The sequence below is a fragment of the Rhizobium sp. BK538 genome (assembly GCF_014197575.1).
In the GTDB taxonomy this organism is placed as follows: domain Bacteria; phylum Pseudomonadota; class Alphaproteobacteria; order Rhizobiales; family Rhizobiaceae; genus Rhizobium.
Window position 1 is genome coordinate 1 of the sequence record NZ_JACIFT010000003.1, and the last position, 15,087, is coordinate 15,087.

Sequence of the window (15,087 nt, forward strand, 5' to 3'; positions counted from 1 at the left end):
GGAACGACCCGACTTTCCTCCGCCAGAAATCCTGCAGCCAGAAAAATCCTATCCGAAAAACAAAACCCGCCGAAAAATCGACGGGTTTGTCAGCGCTCTGAGGGCGGCGCCATCGGCACCGCCCTTTTTCGTTGTGCGCCAGGCATGGCGCGTGGTGGGAGGGCACCGTTTGACCTGGATGGTATCCGGTCGATGACTTGGAGGTGCAAGTCCTCTGCGGGCCCTGGTGATGGGAACCGCTAGCCGAACAGCAAGGGCGTCGTCGCGAGGCGGGGTCTGAAGGAAGTTGTAAGCAAAGTGCCGGCCTGACGAACAGGAAGCGCATTGAGGCGTCCGCATCCGGGCGAGGGAGAAATGAAGCCCGAAGCCCGATATCACCCGGAGGGTGCGGCCGTAGATGCGCCAGGTATGTGGCACGAAGGTCACGCGTCTTACCCTGGGAGGTCTGCCGACCTGCCTCTGGCGGCAGATGTGCTACCGGCGTCGCCAGGCGCCGGGATGGGGCGGCAGGAGTCAGCAGATGCCGTAGTAGCCGGGCCAAGCGGCGAAGGGCTGAACATGGAGTGCCGGACGGAGGCCGGTCTGTCGATGATAAGAACAGACGCAGAAGACGGAGTTGGGATGCTCCTGCCCAAGCTGGGAGTAGCGGCCGGAAGTCGCGAGGGCAGGTCTTGGGTGCATCAGACACCACGGCAGGACCGTTATCCTCTCGACCGGAGGCGAATGAGCGACTGATGGAGATGATCCTCAGCCGCGAGAACATGATGGCGGCTTACCGCCGAGTGATGGCGAACAAGGGTGCGCCGGGCATCGATAAGATGTCTGTCGAGCAATTGAAGCCATACCTTGCGGAGCATTGGCCGCGCATCAGGGAAGACCTGCTGGTGGACGGCTACAGACCGGCGCCGGTGCGCGGGGTGGAAATCCCCAAGCCCGGCGGTAAAGGGATGCGGCAATTGGGCATCCCGACCTGTCTAGATCGGCTGATCCAGCAGGCGATGCATCAGGTGCTGATGCCGATCTTCGCCCCGGATTTCTCCCCCTCCTCCTACGGCTTCCGGCCGGGGCGGAGCGCTCACGACGCGGTTCTCGCCGCTCGGTCACATGTGGCCGACGGTCGCCGTTTCGTGGTCGATCTTGATCTGGAGAAGTTCTTTGACCGAGTGAACCACGATGACTGATCCGTCGCTACCTGCAGGCTGGGTTGATGACGGGTGGGATGGAAACGGCACGCCGTGAAGGGACCCCGCAAGGGGGTCCCCTTTCGCCGCTGATGTCAAATATCCTGCTTGACGATCTCGACAAGGAACTGGAACGGCGGGGCCACGCCTTCTGCCGCTACGCTGACGACTGTAATGTTTATGTGCAGTCCCAACGTGCCGGCGAGCGGGTCATGGCTTCGCTTACTCGTTTCCTTGCCGAACGGCTGAAGCTCACGGTCAATAGTGCCAAAAGCGCCGTCGACCGAGCGTGGAAGCGCACGTTCCTTGGCTATAGCATGACCTTCCACAAGGCGCCGCGTCTACGGATTGCGGCGTCGAGCGTGGCGAGGTTCAAGGGGAAGCTAAAGGCGGCCTTCCGGACGGGGCGCGGTCGCGCCCTGGTGCCACCATCAAAGACCTCACCCCGATCCTGCGTGGCTGGATTGCCTATTTCCGGCTGACCGAAGGCAAGGGGATCCTTGAGGAGCTGGATGGCTGGCTGCGGCGCAGGTTGCGCTGCATCCAGTGGCGGCAATGGAAGGAACCGGCCACGCGGGCCATGCGGTTGATGCAGCGGGGTCTGACGGAACAGCGCGCCCGTGAATCGGCCTGCAATGGCCGCGGCCCCTGGTGGAATGCCGGGGCCAGCCACATGAACGATGCCTTCCGCAAGGCCTTCTTTGACCAACTCGGGCTGATCTCTCTCCAGCAGGAACTCAGACGTCTAAACAACGCTTCATGAACCGCCGTGTACGGAACCGTTCGCACGGTGGTGTGGGAGGAGGGATGCCGAAAAGCTCCCTCCTACTCGATTCACATCGACCAGATGCGCTTGGCGTTGGCCTGATAGAGCTTGTCGCGCTCCTCAGGGCTGCAGCCTGCTGTCAGCGCATGGGTGGCAGCGACCCAGGGTGTCAACCCGCCGCCCAGCGTGCAAACCGGCCAGTCGCTGCCCCAGACGACGCGATCCCAGCCGAAGCTCTCGATCGTATGCTCGACATAGGGACGCAGGCTGTCGACCGACCAGTTTTCGAGATCGCCATACGCGATAACGCCAGAGATCTTTGCGGTCACATTCGAGCGGCGCGAGAATTCCGTGACACTCTTGCGCCACACTTCGCTCATGCCGTCCTTGATCGGCGGGTTGGCGCAATGGTCGAGAATGAAGCGAACATCCGGGCAATGATCGACAAGCGCGAGGATGGTTTCGAATTGATGCGGGAAGACACAGAGGTCGAACGTCATGCGCGTTGTGGATAGCCGCTTGATGTTTTCGCGGAACAGTGGCCGTACGGCTGTATCGTCGGGCGCCACATGCAGAACGCGGCGGAACCCCTTCACGAAGGGATCGGCAAGTGACCGTTCGAGACAAGCCGCAAATCCATGCTCCTCCGGCCGGCAGGCGGCGATGACGCCGCGCACCAGGCTGCCCGGGCGGCGACTGACCTCCCTGACATAATTGGTTTCGTCATCGATGCGCGCGGGTGCTACGTCGACTTCCATATGCAAGACATTGGTGATGCCGCAGCGCATCGCATCACGCGCGTAGTCCTCGTAGAGACTGTCCCGGTTGAGGTCGCCCGCGCCGGAGAGCCAGGGATAGTCGAGCGCCTGCCGATCGACGACGTGCAGGTGTGTATCGAAAAGCATGCGGTTCCTCCCATTCATGCCATGTTGTCTGCGCCGAATTGCGGTATCCGCGCGGTGATACCTTGATGGTCAGATTTCCCATGCCCGTCGGCACGAGATCGACTAGGGTTTCTCCGGCGAGCGAAGCGTGCTTATACAGGTTGACGCCAATTTGAATATATTGTTTGCATATGAATGAATGCGCCGCAAGCGCTGGAATTTTGGGAGGATGTATGAGCCACGGTCTGGAAGGCAAGAAGGTCGTCATCACGGCGGCAGGACAGGGTATCGGTCGAGCGAGCGCTGAGCGCTTCCTTTCGCTTGGCGCGCATGTCTATGCGACCGATATCAACGAAAAGACGCTTTCCACGCTGGAAGGCGCTGAGAAGCACGTTCTCAACGTGCTCGATGGTGATGCCGTCCGCGCCCTCGCAGCCGAGATCGGCCCGATCGACGTTCTCTTCAATTGCGCCGGCTTCGTTCATGCCGGCTCGATCCTCGAATGTGACGAGAAGGACTGGGACTTCTCCTTCAACCTGAACGCCAAGGCGATGTATACGACCTGCCGTACTTTCCTTCCCGGGATGCTGGAGAAGGGCAAGGGGTCCATCGTCAACATGGCCTCGGTTGCTTCCAGCGTGAAGGGCGTTCCCAATCGTTTCGCCTATAGTGCATCGAAGGCAGCCGTGATCGGTCTCACCAAGTCGATTGCCTCTGACTTTGTCGCCAAGGGCATCCGCGCCAACGCGATCTGCCCCGGCACGGTGGACAGCCCCTCTCTGCACGATCGCCTGCGCGCCACTGGCGACTACGAAAAGGCGCTGAAGGATTTCATCGCCCGCCAACCGATGGGACGCATCGCAACCCCAGAGGAAATTGCTGCTCTCGTGACCTATCTCGCTGGTGACGAATCCGGCTTCACGACAGGTCAGATCCATGTCGTCGACGGTGGCTGGACCGGCTGAGATCATATTGCTCCCGCTGCCATCAAGCTGATATCAAGGGGCGATCTTGCAGCGGTAGGACAGTGATGGCGGAAGGTGCGGGGGACCGGGAAAGTCGGCTCATGGGGCAAGTGCGCAAGCACATGGTGTTCGTCGTTGCCGTGGCCGCCGGGCTGGTGACGTTCCTGCTGCTCACCAGTCGCCAGGTCAACCCGCAGAACCTGATTTTCGGCTGGAACGTGAGCGCCATCGTGTTTACGGCGCTCACCTGGCGCCGGATGTTGCGTGCGAGCGTTGCCAGCATCCGCAAGCGGGCGGAGGATCTCGACTTTTCAGACGTCTTCCTGCTGGCACTCTCGATCCTGGCGGCGCTCGCCAGCATCGCCGGCATCGCCCTGGAGCTTCATACAGCCAAGGAGGCTGAGGCCGGCGAAGCACTCGTACGAGCGCTTGGTGCAATCGTCACGATTCTGATCTCCTGGGCATTCCTGCATACCTTGTTCACTGTACACTACGCGCATCGCTTCTATGGCGGGGAGGACAAGGGGGAAGGGCTGAAGTTTCCGGAAGGCAATGACGAGCCGGTCTATTGGGACTTCCTCTACTACTCCTTCACTATCGGCGTCGCCTCGCAGACGGCCGACGTCGTGACAACATCGGTGACCATGCGCAAGCTGACGCTGCTGCATTCCATCCTGTCGTTCCTTTTTAACACGACGATCCTGGCGCTTGCCATCAATGTCGGGGCGAGCCTCCTCTAGCCCATTTGGCTGCGTGGAGGGGCGCGTCAATCTGATGTATGAAGCAATCTCTGCCGCCAGAGGTTGCTGTCATGGAAGCGTTGCCGCGCGAGAGATTGTTGGTGCTTGCCGGCTGCGACGATGCCAGCCTCAGCGATCTCGAGCGCCTGCAGGTCATCACGCCTGGAGTCACCGGCTATGCGCCGAGCGAGGTCAGCCGGCTTCGGCTGATCCTCGCGCTGCGGGACGCTGGCATCGGCGTCGATGTTCTTGCCGAGGGATTGAAGCGGCAGATATTCTCGTTTGAGTTCGCAAGCCAGTTGATATTCGAGCCGGTGACGATGAGCGAGGCGGCGGTCTCGGTCGAGGTGACGGCGGGACAACTCAACCTCGACATGCTGAACGCTCTGAGGGCGAATGCCAGCCTGCCGCTTCAGGCGGATCAGCTGCTTCGCGAAGACGACGTGGAGTTCATCCAGCGTGTGGCGCAGTGCACGCAGCTCGGCGCCTCGGCCGCCGGGATGGAACGGGTGCTGCGCGTCTTCGGTCATTCGGTTCGCCGCTGCGTCGACACGATGCGCGACCTCTTCCGCGGTGAGGTCGAGGAGCCCATGCTGAATGCCGGCCTGAGCTACCACAAGCTTCTGGAGATCTCTGCCGCCAAGCGGCTGGCGCTGCAGCGGATCGGTTTGCGGATACTCTTCCCGCTGCAGCGACGGATGCTGGAAGAAGCGGTTTTCGACAATATTGTCGGGAGGCTGCACGACGCTCTGCGCGAGCACGGCTTGGAATCCGGTGACGAGGCGAGCTTGCCTGCTGTCGCCTTCGCCCATCTCTCCGGCTTCGCGGGGCTAACGCAGGAGATCGGCGATGTGCCGGCCGCCGAAAAGGCCGCACGGTTCGAGGCGATCGCACAACGCCTTTCACGCAGCTTCGACGGGCGCATCATCAAGCCACTGGGGGATGGCGTGATGATGCTGTTTCCGGATGCGGCCTCGGCCGTGGAAGCATCGCTCTCGTTGGTGGAGCAAAGTCGGTCGGATGAGTTACCTCCGGTGCCGGTTGGTGTCGCGACGGGACAGGTGGTGCCGCGCGACGGCGATATCTTCGGGCGGACAGTCAACCTTGCAGCGCGCGTTTCGGCCCTTGCGGGACCTTCGCAGACGCTTGTTTGCTTCAATACGCGTGCTGCGGCTGAAGCATCGGCGCGCGGGCTTGCCTTCCAGGGCCTTGGCGCGGTGTCCCTGAAAGGCTTCAGGGATTCGGTGCCTCTCTTTTCCGCACAACGCGCGGGCTAAAGCACCGCATTGCCGGCGATCAGCGCCAGGACGAGGAAGATCAGGAAGATCACCAGCGCAATGCCGAAGAGAACGCGAGCAATCGTCGCCGTTGCGGCCGATATGCCGGAGAAGCCGAAGAAACCGGCGATTAGCGAAACAACGAAGAATATAAGGGCCCATTTAAGCATTGGAATTTTCCTTTCTGCTCATCGCGTAGATGACGAAGTACGAGGAAAATTGTTCCACATCGCTTAAGGCGAGGTGTGGCCGAAACCGAAAGGACGCCGCCGCGTGTTGCAGCGGCGGCGCGAGGCAGCTCCGGCTCAGCCGTGATTGATCATCACGTGGCGGACGGCAGTGTAGTCCTCCAGCGCGTAGACCGACATGTCCTTGCCGTAGCCGGACTGCTTCAAGCCGCCATGCGGCATCTCGTTGACCAGCATGAAGTGGGTGTTGATCCAGGTGCAGCCATATTGCAGTCGGGCGGCCGTTTTCATGCCGCGGCTGACGTCCTTGGTCCAGACCGAGGAGGCGAGCCCATAATCGCTGTCGTTTGCCCAGGTGACGGCATCCTCGACATCAGTAAAGCGGGTGACCGAGACGACGGGGCCAAACACCTCGCGGCGAACGATTTCGTCGTCCTGCGTGGCGCCGGCGATGACCGTTGGTGTGTAGAAGAAGCCTTTCTCGCCCGAAGTCTTGCCGCCGGTAGTGATTTCCATGTGCTTGTGTTCGGCAGCGCGTGTGACGAAGCTCTCGACGCGGTCGCGCTGGCGCTTGGAAATCAGCGGGCCGATCTCGTTTTCGGTATCGTCGGCCTGGTTGAACCTGATCGAGGAGACGGCTGAGGAGAGGTCGGCGACGAACCTGTCGTAGACCTTGGCGTCGGCATAGATGCGGCAGGCGGCGGTGCAATCCTGGCCGGCATTGTAGTAGCCAAAGGTGCGAATGCCTGAGACGACGGCGTCGATATCGGCGTCGTCGAAGACGATGACCGGTGCCTTGCCGCCGAGCTCCAGATGCGTGCGCTTGACGGTCTTGGCGGCTGCCTGCAGCACCTTCTTGCCGGTGGCAACATCGCCGGTGATCGACACCATGCCGATCTTTGGATGGTTGATCAGGGCATTGCCGACGCTCTCGCCGCGGCCGAGGACGACGTTGACCACGCCTTCGGGCAGGATATCGGCAAGCAGCTTGGCCATCTTCAGCGCGGTCAGCGGCGTCTGCTCGGAGGGCTTGAAGACGACAGTGTTGCCGCCGGCGATCGCGGGCGCCAGCTTCCAGGCCATCATCATCAGCGGGTAGTTCCACGGTGCAATCGAACCAACGATGCCGACCGGATCGCGGCGGATCATCGAGGTATGGCCCGGCAGATACTCGCCGGCGACCGGACCGTGCAGGTTGCGGACGGCACCGGCAAAGAAGCGGTAACAATCGACGATCGCAGGTATTTCATCGTTCAGCACGGCGTTGATCGGTTTGCCGCAGTTCAGCGCTTCGAGTGCGGCAAACCCTTGCGCGTCCTTCTCGATCGCATCTGCGATCCTCAAGAGGTAGCCCGAGCGTTCAGCGGGCGTCGTCTGCGACCAGCTCCTGAAGGCGCTTTCCGCGGCATCGACGGCGGCGTCGATCTGGCCAAGCGAGGCTTCCGGCAGGTCAAGCACCGTCTCGCCCGTCTTCGGGTTCAGGATGTGCTCTTCCGTTTCCGTGCCCGCTTCGAAGCGGGATCCAATCAGCATCGCGGTGTCCATGATGTTCTCCAATGAAAGAACACAAGGGGCAAGACGCCTCGAACTGGCGGCTTTTCCTTGGGTTCGGTTACGTTTCGACCGGCATTCGTGCCGATCGGCAAAGTCCTTCTTTCCGCCGGACAAATAGCTTTTGCTGTCCTGCGGTTTTCGAACCAATCTCCAATGCGTGACCTGATGCGTTGGCTTCGGTCACAGAATGGCGTTCGGCTCCCGGTTTCCCATTCTCCTTGAGGAGCGCAGCCCAGTCCTGCCGGGCTCGCTAGGCTGTCATCAGGACAACCGGGATATCGCCGACCGCGCCTTCCATGGGGCTGGTGCCGCGCGGCTCGTCAGCGCGCTGATCACGCAGGATCTGGAAGGCGATCGTCAAAAGCTTGCGCGCGAGGGCCACACGCGCCTTGTTAACTCCCCTGATCTTCAGGTGTTCGTATTGGGCGCGAAGCTGCGCATTGCTGACGATGGCAGGTGTGACGGCCTCGACGAAAGCCCAACGCAGCCACTTGTTGCCCTGCCGGATGATCTTGCCGTGGAAGGTCTTGCCGCCACTCGAATAGGTCGACGGCACCAGCCCGGCATAGGCGGCGAGCTTCTTCGGGTTGCGGAACCGCGAGATGTCGTCGATCTCCGCATCGATCAACCTTGCAAAGAACTCGCCAATGCCGGGGATCGTCCTCAATAGCTTCACATTGGCATTGGCCTTGGTCATTGCCCGGATCGTCGCCTCCGACTGCTTGATCCGCCCATCGATGTCGCCGATGAAGGCGAGACCGCGGTCGATCTGGATGCGGTCGATCTCAGAGACCTTGACCTGGGCAAGCTGGACGCGGCCGGCCTTGCCGAACAGGTCACCGAGCTTTTTCAACTGCGCCGTCTGCTCCGGATAGCGGTCGAACACCGTGACGATCCGGTTCTTTGTCATCGTCCGCAGCCGCACGTAAAACATCCGCTCGCGCAGCGCGACACGCAGCTCGCGGGCCTTGTCGCTCGGTGCCCAGGCCTGCGGCACCAGGTCGGCTCTGAGCAGATGCGCCAGCACCGTCGCGTCGATCTTGTCGGTCTTGATCTTGGCGTCGGCAATTGCCTTGACCTTCCATGGATGGGCGAGAACGACATCATCACAAATGTCGTCGAGCCAGTCATACATCACCATCCAGTTGCGCGTCGCCTCGACCACCGCGTGGCTGTTCTCCCGGTAGCGCTCGAGAAAGCCGCCGAGCGACTGGCGGTCGTTCTTCACCCGGCCGGATCTGAGCGTCTTGCCGCCCGAATCCTGCACCACCAGGTGGCTGTAGGATTTGTGGTAGTCGACGCCGATATGGTAATCATATGAGGCAGTCATGCTTCCAACTCCCTTGTTGAGATCTGCAAAACCCCAACAGGATAAGCCGAAAGGCCGGAAGCGTGACTGTCCCTCAATCATCACCTGCATCTCAGTGATCCGTTCTCTCCGGAGGCGACCTCTTTCATGTCACCTCCCTCATTATTTGCCGGCTCCGGCGACCTGATCGCCGTCGCGGGTGAGGTAGTAGGCTGCCAGGATCGGCAGGAAAGTGACGAGCACGACGACCATTGCGACCACGTTGGTGACCGGGCGCTGGCGCGGGCGGATGAGTTCTTCGAGCATCCAGATTGGCAGTGTGGATTGCTGACCGCCGGTGAAGGTGGTGACGATGACTTCGTCGAACGACAGCGCAAAGGCGAGCATGCCGCCGGCTAGGAGCGCCGTGCCGATATTCGGCAGGATCACGTGGCGGAAGGTCTGGAAGCCGTCGGCGCCAAGATCCATCGACGCCTCGATCAGCGATCCGGAGGTGCGACGGAAGCGGGCGACGGCGTTGTTGTAAACGACCACGACGCAGAAGGTCGCGTGGCCGAGCACGATCGTCCAGACCGAGAAGGGGATGTCGAACAGGCTGAAGGCCGAGCGCAGCGAAATGCCGGTGATAATGCCGGGCAACGCGATCGGCAGGATGACCAGAAGCGAGATCGCTTCACGACCGAAGAACTTCGTCTGGCTGACAGCGGCGGCGCAAAGCGTGCCGAGCACCAGGGCGATGGCCGTGGCGATTACGGCGACCTGTACGGAGAGAGCGAGTGCTGCCCAGAGGTCGGGGCGGTTCCACGCGACGGCGAACCACTGCGTCGTCAGGCCCGGCGGCGGCCACTGATAGCTCTTCTCCTCGGTGGTGAAGGCGTAGACGAAGATCAGGAGGATCGGCAGGTGCAGGAAGAGCAGCCCGCCGGCGGCAGCGATCTTCAGAGGGAGCGGAGAGGACTGGTTACGATCAGAGCGCATCGAAGGCCCCCTGTTTCTTGGCTAGCCAGAGATAGATGGCCATGATGACGATCGGCACGACGGAGAAGGCGGCAGCCAGCGGGACGTTGCCCGCCGTTCCCTGCTGAGCATAGACTGCCTGGCCAATGAAGAGGCGCGATGAACCGATGATCTGCGGAATGATGTAGTCGCCCAACGTCAGCGAGAATGTGAAGATCGAGCCTGCGACGATACCGGGCAGCGCCAGCGGGAAGAGCACGGTGCGGAAGGTCTGGCTCGGCGTCGCGCCGAGGTCAGACGAGGCCTCGATGAGGTTGCCCGGGACGCGTTCGAGAGCTGCCTGCGTTGGCAGGATCATGTAGGGCAGCCAGACATAGACGAAGACGAGAAAGGTGCCGAGATAGCTGACCGACAGCGAATTGCCGCCGATAACGGGCAGGTTGAGGACACCGTCGAGCAGCCAGGAGAGGTGCAGCTTGGCGAAGATCCAGGTCAGGATGCCTTCCTTGGCAAGAATGAGTTTCCACGCGTAGATCTTCACGAGATAGCTCGACCAGAGCGGCAGCATGATACCGAGATAGAACAGCGCCTTCCATTTACCCTGCGCATAGCGGGCGGCGTAGTAGGCGATGGGAAAGGCGATGATGGCAGACGCCAGCGTCACGATCGCCGCCATGGCGATGGTTCGGATGATGATGTCGAAGTTCGTCGGACTGAACAGCTGCGCGTAGGTCGCGAGCGTGAACTCGTAGTTCACCACACCGGAGAAATCATCGATCGAGAAGAAACTCTGCAGGAGCAACGCAATCAGCGAGCCGATGTAGATGATGCCGAGCCACAGCAGCGGCGGTGTCAGCATCAGGAAGAGCAGCAGCTTTGGACGCCGCCAGAAGGCATCGGAGAGCCTGCCGAAGAAACCGCCGCGACCGGGAAGGATCGAGGTTTCGCGCAATTGGGCCGGCTTGGCGAGGGCAAGCGCTGTCATGCTGCGTCATCCATGTAATGCACGTCGACGGGCTGCCAGGCGAGGCGGACGCTTGTGCCGACATCCGGCACGTTGGCGCCGGCCGGCAGCATGACGTGCAGCCGGCTGCCGCGAATATCGACCGAGAGGCGGGTCGACGAGCCGAGGAAGCTTGCATGCTCGACGCGCGCCTCGACGCCTTCGCCGGCGAGGTGGATTGCTTCCGGGCGTAGGCTCGCCCAACGCTTCTCGCCGCCGAGCGAGGTCATCAGATCGGGTGCGATCACATTGGAGGACCCGACGAAATCGGCCACGAAGCGGGTCTTCGGGCGGCGATAGATGTCGTGCGGGGTGCCTTCCTGGACGATGCCGCCATTGTTGAAGACGGCGACGTGGTCGGCCATCGACAGGGCCTCGCCCTGGTCATGGGTGACGAAGATGAAGGTGATGCCAAGTGCGCGCTGCAGGCTCTTCAGCTCTTCCTGCATCTGCTCGCGCAGCTTCAGGTCGAGCGCGCCGAGCGGTTCGTCGAGGAGGAGGACCTTCGGCTTGTTGACGAGGGCGCGGGCGAGCGCCACGCGCTGCCGCTGGCCGCCGGAAAGCTGTCCGGGCCTGCGCGCGCCATAGCCGGGAAGCTTCACCAGTTCCAGCGCCTGTTCAGCGGCTTTGGTGCGTTCGGCCTTGCCGACGCCCTTGACCATCAACCCGTAAGCGACGTTGTCGAGGATATTGAGATGCGGGAAGAGCGCGTAGTCCTGGAAGACGGTATTGACGTTGCGGCGATAGGGCGGAATGCCCTCGGCCGTCTCGCCGAAGATTTCGATGTGACCGCCCGTCGGCTGCTCGAAGCCTGCGATCAGGCGCAGGCAGGTGGTCTTGCCGGATCCGGAAGGGCCAAGCATGGCGAAGAATTCGCCGGGCGCGATTTCGAGATCGACGCCGTCAACGGCGCGGACCTGCCCGAAATAGCGCGAGACCTTTTGGAAACGGACGGCGGGTGTCATGACAAGCTCCGGAATGTGGTGTCTGTTTTGTCTTCTTCGCAGCGGGAAGAAGGTGGCCCAGAAGGCTCCAACGAGGGGACAACTCGGCGTTCCGTCATCGCGCCCCCGCGCTGACGTCCGCTCTTTTGCACGGTTGCCCCCTCGTCTGCCCTCGCAGGGCGTTTCTCCCCGAGCGAGGAGAAGAAGAGGTTGCGGACGGGATTATCGTCCGCCGATCACGCCGATATAGTCCGAGACCCAGCGATGATAGGGCACGCATTCGTTCTGCGTCGTGCACTTCGCGGTCGGTGTCCTCCAGAACCTTATCTTCGCGAAGTTTTCGTAGCCGTTGGTGGCGCAACCGCCGTCGGTCAGCAGCTCGTTGCCCTTGCAGGCAGCGGGAACGGACGGTACGGCGCCGAACCAAGCAGCGGCGTCGCCCTGCACCTTGGCCTGCAGCGAGTGTTCCATCCACATGTAGGCGCAGTTCGGATGTTGACTGTCGGCGTGCAGCATGGTCGTGTCAGCCCAGCCGGTCACGCCTTCTTCCGGGAAGGTGGAGGCGATCTTCTGCTTGTCGGCCTGCATCAGGTTGACCTGGAACGGCCAGGACCCGGCGGCCACGACGCCTTCGTTCTTGAAGTCGTCGATCTGGATCATCGCGTCGTGCCAGTAGCGCGAAACGAGCTTGCGCTGGCCGCGCAGCAGGTCGAGGGCGGCCTTGTACTGGTCTTCGTTTAGCTCATAGGGATCCTTGATTCCAAGGTCCGGCTTGTGAGCCATCAGGTAGAGCGCGGCATCAGCGACATAGATCGGTCCATCATAGGCCTGAACGCGACCCTTGTTGGACTTGCCGTCCGGAAGGGTCTCCTCCTCGAAAACGACCTTCCAGCTGGTCGGTGCCTTACCCTTGAAGGCATCGGTGTTGTACATCAGCACGTTCGGGCCCCAGAGGTAGGGAACGCCGTAGTGAACGTCGTTGACCGTGTACCAAGCGCCCTTCTGCAAGCGCGGATCGACGTTCTTGAAGCTCGGGATTAGGTCGGTGTTGATGGGCTGCACGCGCTTGCCAGCGATCAGGCGAAGCGATGCATCGCCGGAGGCGGTGACGAGATCGAAGCCTCCTTCATTCATCAGCGAGACCATTTCGTCGGAGGTTGCCGCGGTCTTGACGGAGACCTTGCAGCCGGTTTCTTTTTCGAAGGCGGTGACCCAGTCGTAGCTCTTGTCGGTTTCGCCGCGTTCGATATAGCCCGCCCAGGCCACAATGCTGACCGCACCCTCACCCTTGCCCAATGCCTTCAGCGGTTCGGCGGCGGCAACCTGCGTCAGCAAGCTTAGGCTCGCTAGGGCAGTGGTGCACGATTTCAGAAGATATTTCATCATCTGTCTCCCGGTTGTGCCACTTTTCGTAGCGTTATGTTCCCGGTTGAAAAAATGCGCCGAATTTTCCGGTTTCGCAAATTCATTTATCAGAAAGGCGATATCGGAATTTCCGATATCGCGACTGAATGGCTAGCGAGGTCGGCCGGATCGCAGTGCTTCCGCAATGCCCACGAAGTCGCGCGCCGCCTGCGGCAGGCTGGAGCCCTTGCGCCAGACCATGCCGACCTGGACGACCGGCAGCGAGCCGGACACGTCGCGGCTCTCGATGCGATCGCCTTCCAGCGACCAGGGGCGGTAGACGAGATCGGGCAGAAGCGCCACGCCGGCGCCGGTGGCGACCAGGCTGCGCACTGCTTCGACGGAGCGGGTGCGGAAGGCGACATGCGGGCGCGCGCCCAGCGCCGACAGCAGCTTCCCGGTGTTCTCCTCGATTTCGTCAACCGTCAGCATGATCAGCGGCTCGCGAGCGATATCGGCGACGGAAATGATGTCGGCGGAGACGAGTGGATGGCCCATGGGCAGCCAAAGACGATAGGGCGAGGTCTCCAGGATTTCCGCCTGCAAGGCCATGCGATCGCGCAGGTTGGAGATGACCATGACCGCAACATCCAGCTCGCCGCCGACCAGCAGGTGCTCGAGATAGCCGCCATTGTCCTCGATGGCACTGACTTCGACGCCGGGGCAGGCGCGGCGATAGCGGGCCAAGAGGTCGGAGAGCACGTAGCCCGCGACGAGCGAGGTCACACCGATGTTGAGCGTGCCGGAGAGCTCGTTCTCCTTGCCCGAGAAACTGGTGCGCGCATCCGATACGCTCGCCAGGATTTTCGTCGCATGACGGAGGAACTGATGGCCATTGTGAGTGATCGTGAGGCCACGCGGATGGCGCTCGAAGAGCTCGACGCCGAGGTCGGTTTCCAGCTCCTTGAGGGCTTCCGTAACCGAGGATTGCGAGATCGAAAGGTTCTGCGCAGCGCGCGTTACGGAGCCCTGCTCGGCGACGGCGACGAAATACTGGATCTGGCGAAGCGTGAAGGCCATGCGTCGTTAGAGCATGGCCGCGAGGATATTGGCAAGCACAGGGAAAGCTTGGACCTTTTTTGGTACTAAGCCCATACTGACGCAAACTTGGAGGCCGCATTTAAGTATTCGGAAACGTCATTTCTCTAGCGTCGAAACCACTCGTATTGCGTTGGAGCTTGTTAATGGCGGAGCAGTTGGCGTGAAGGCCCTACTGCGCATCTTCCGGCCCTCCCGGAAATTGGTGTTTATCATCGCTGGAGTCGCTCTCCTTGGGGGCGTCTCCGGCGGTGCCGCGCTTTATATCGGCAAAGACAAGATCCTCGGCCTGTCCGCAGAAACGACGAACGGTCTCTCCTGCACCGATGTCAATCTCGTCACCATCAAGAAGCAGAACCGCGTCTGGATCCGCAAATATATCAAGACCGAGCCGACCGACGGCATGACGCGGGTCAAGACTGCGCTTCGCGTGGCCAAGGCGGTCTACGACGCGCAGAAGCCGGATCTGGTGCAGGTCGTCGTCCTCGATACCAATGGGCCGACGCTGCGATCCGACATTCGCGGCCGGGCGATAGGCGCCGACGTCGTCTACATTCCACATCCCGATCCCGTCCTCGAAAGCGCGGAGGCCAAGACGTACACCGCCCGCTATTACGACGGGTCGGCTGCCGCCAATGGGCTGTTCTTCGGCGAACGCGTCGATTTGCCTGAAGAAGAAATCACCGCCCTGAACGCATCCTTCAAGGAATACTCCGACTGTATCGATCTGATCGCTGTCGCTGCCACGAAGGGTGGCGAGAGCAAGGATGAGACGATAGAAGCGGCGAAGGAAGAAAAGCCGGCCGAGGGCGGCGGGCACGGCTCGGCGCCTGCGGCGGAGAAAGCGGCACCGGCTGCCGGTCACTAACGTTTCGAA

15 protein-coding genes and 1 pseudogene are annotated in these 15,087 nt (G+C 61.6%); 7 read left to right on the forward strand and 9 right to left on the reverse strand.

What is annotated here, in order from left to right:
* Positions 1–734: 734 nt before the first annotated feature.
* Genes FHX09_RS30275 through FHX09_RS29630 form a run of 3 tightly spaced genes read left to right on the forward strand, consistent with a single transcriptional unit; the run spans position 735 to position 1,944 of the window.
* Positions 735–1,181, forward strand: coding sequence for a reverse transcriptase domain-containing protein (locus tag FHX09_RS30275; RefSeq protein ID WP_281040973.1), 447 nt, complete (start codon positions 735–737; stop codon positions 1,179–1,181).
* A gap of 26 nt (positions 1,182–1,207) precedes the next feature.
* Positions 1,208–1,663 carry a reverse transcriptase domain-containing protein gene (locus FHX09_RS30280; protein ID WP_281414860.1) on the forward strand — a complete coding sequence of 152 codons (456 nt, stop codon included), beginning with the start codon at positions 1,208–1,210 and terminating at the stop codon, positions 1,661–1,663.
* Positions 1,660–1,944 carry a group II intron maturase-specific domain-containing protein gene (locus FHX09_RS29630; protein ID WP_246699390.1) on the forward strand — a complete coding sequence of 95 codons (285 nt, stop codon included), beginning with the start codon at positions 1,660–1,662 and terminating at the stop codon, positions 1,942–1,944. Before FHX09_RS30280 ends, FHX09_RS29630 begins: the two co-directional genes overlap by 4 nt.
* Before the next feature lie 71 nt (positions 1,945–2,015).
* Here FHX09_RS29630 and FHX09_RS04155 read toward each other — a convergent pair whose 3' ends face one another.
* Complete coding sequence (locus FHX09_RS04155; RefSeq protein WP_183722892.1) at positions 2,016–2,852, reverse strand: amidohydrolase; 837 nt, start codon at positions 2,850–2,852, stop codon at positions 2,016–2,018.
* 212 nt (positions 2,853–3,064) lie between these two features.
* Between FHX09_RS04155 and FHX09_RS04160 the strand changes: the two genes are divergently transcribed.
* The 3 genes from FHX09_RS04160 (at position 3,065) to FHX09_RS04170 (ending at position 5,813) form a co-directional block, all read left to right on the forward strand.
* Positions 3,065–3,796, forward strand: coding sequence for an SDR family oxidoreductase (locus FHX09_RS04160; protein WP_007802780.1), 732 nt, complete (start codon positions 3,065–3,067; stop codon positions 3,794–3,796).
* 65 nt (positions 3,797–3,861) lie between these two features.
* Positions 3,862–4,536 (forward strand): DUF1345 domain-containing protein, encoded by a 675-nt coding sequence (locus FHX09_RS04165; protein WP_132595271.1) that lies wholly within the window; start codon positions 3,862–3,864, stop codon positions 4,534–4,536.
* Positions 4,537–4,607: 71 nt separating this feature from the next.
* Positions 4,608–5,813 carry an adenylate/guanylate cyclase domain-containing protein gene (locus FHX09_RS04170; protein WP_184449316.1) on the forward strand — a complete coding sequence of 402 codons (1,206 nt, stop codon included), beginning with the start codon at positions 4,608–4,610 and terminating at the stop codon, positions 5,811–5,813.
* On the opposite strand, the gene FHX09_RS04175 is transcribed toward FHX09_RS04170, so the two are convergent.
* The 8 genes and pseudogenes from FHX09_RS04175 to FHX09_RS04210 form a co-directional block, all read right to left on the reverse strand.
* Positions 5,810–5,983, reverse strand: a complete 174-nt coding sequence (locus FHX09_RS04175; protein ID WP_007802774.1) for a DUF1328 domain-containing protein — start codon at positions 5,981–5,983, stop codon at positions 5,810–5,812. The genes FHX09_RS04170 and FHX09_RS04175 overlap by 4 nt on opposite strands.
* Positions 5,984–6,118: 135 nt before the next feature.
* The gene (locus FHX09_RS04180) at positions 6,119–7,546 is read right to left on the reverse strand and encodes a gamma-aminobutyraldehyde dehydrogenase (protein ID WP_132595267.1); all 1,428 of its coding nucleotides are present in this window, start codon (positions 7,544–7,546) and stop codon (positions 6,119–6,121) included.
* 270 nt (positions 7,547–7,816) lie between these two features.
* Positions 7,817–8,885: pseudogene (locus tag FHX09_RS04185) on the reverse strand (IS110 family transposase).
* A 141-nt stretch (positions 8,886–9,026) separates the two neighbouring features.
* Positions 9,027–9,842: an ABC transporter permease gene (locus FHX09_RS04190; protein WP_132589079.1), complete on the reverse strand. Its 816-nt coding sequence runs from the start codon at positions 9,840–9,842 to the stop codon at positions 9,027–9,029.
* On the reverse strand, positions 9,832–10,806 hold the full coding sequence (locus tag FHX09_RS04195; protein ID WP_184449320.1) for an ABC transporter permease: 975 nt from the start codon (positions 10,804–10,806) through the stop codon (positions 9,832–9,834). The genes FHX09_RS04190 and FHX09_RS04195 overlap by 11 nt, the downstream gene beginning before the upstream one ends.
* The gene (locus tag FHX09_RS04200) at positions 10,803–11,789 is read right to left on the reverse strand and encodes an ABC transporter ATP-binding protein (protein ID WP_132589081.1); all 987 of its coding nucleotides are present in this window, start codon (positions 11,787–11,789) and stop codon (positions 10,803–10,805) included. Before FHX09_RS04200 ends, FHX09_RS04195 begins: the two co-directional genes overlap by 4 nt.
* A 201-nt stretch (positions 11,790–11,990) precedes the next feature.
* Positions 11,991–13,151, reverse strand: coding sequence for an ABC transporter substrate-binding protein (locus FHX09_RS04205; RefSeq protein ID WP_132589225.1), 1,161 nt, complete (start codon positions 13,149–13,151; stop codon positions 11,991–11,993).
* 132 nt (positions 13,152–13,283) lie between these two features.
* Positions 13,284–14,192 (reverse strand): LysR family transcriptional regulator, encoded by a 909-nt coding sequence (locus tag FHX09_RS04210; protein ID WP_132589082.1) that lies wholly within the window; start codon positions 14,190–14,192, stop codon positions 13,284–13,286.
* A gap of 181 nt (positions 14,193–14,373) precedes the next feature.
* Between FHX09_RS04210 and FHX09_RS04215 the strand changes: the two genes are divergently transcribed.
* On the forward strand, positions 14,374–15,078 hold the full coding sequence (locus tag FHX09_RS04215; protein WP_132589083.1) for a hypothetical protein: 705 nt from the start codon (positions 14,374–14,376) through the stop codon (positions 15,076–15,078).
* Positions 15,079–15,087: the final 9 nt, after the last annotated feature.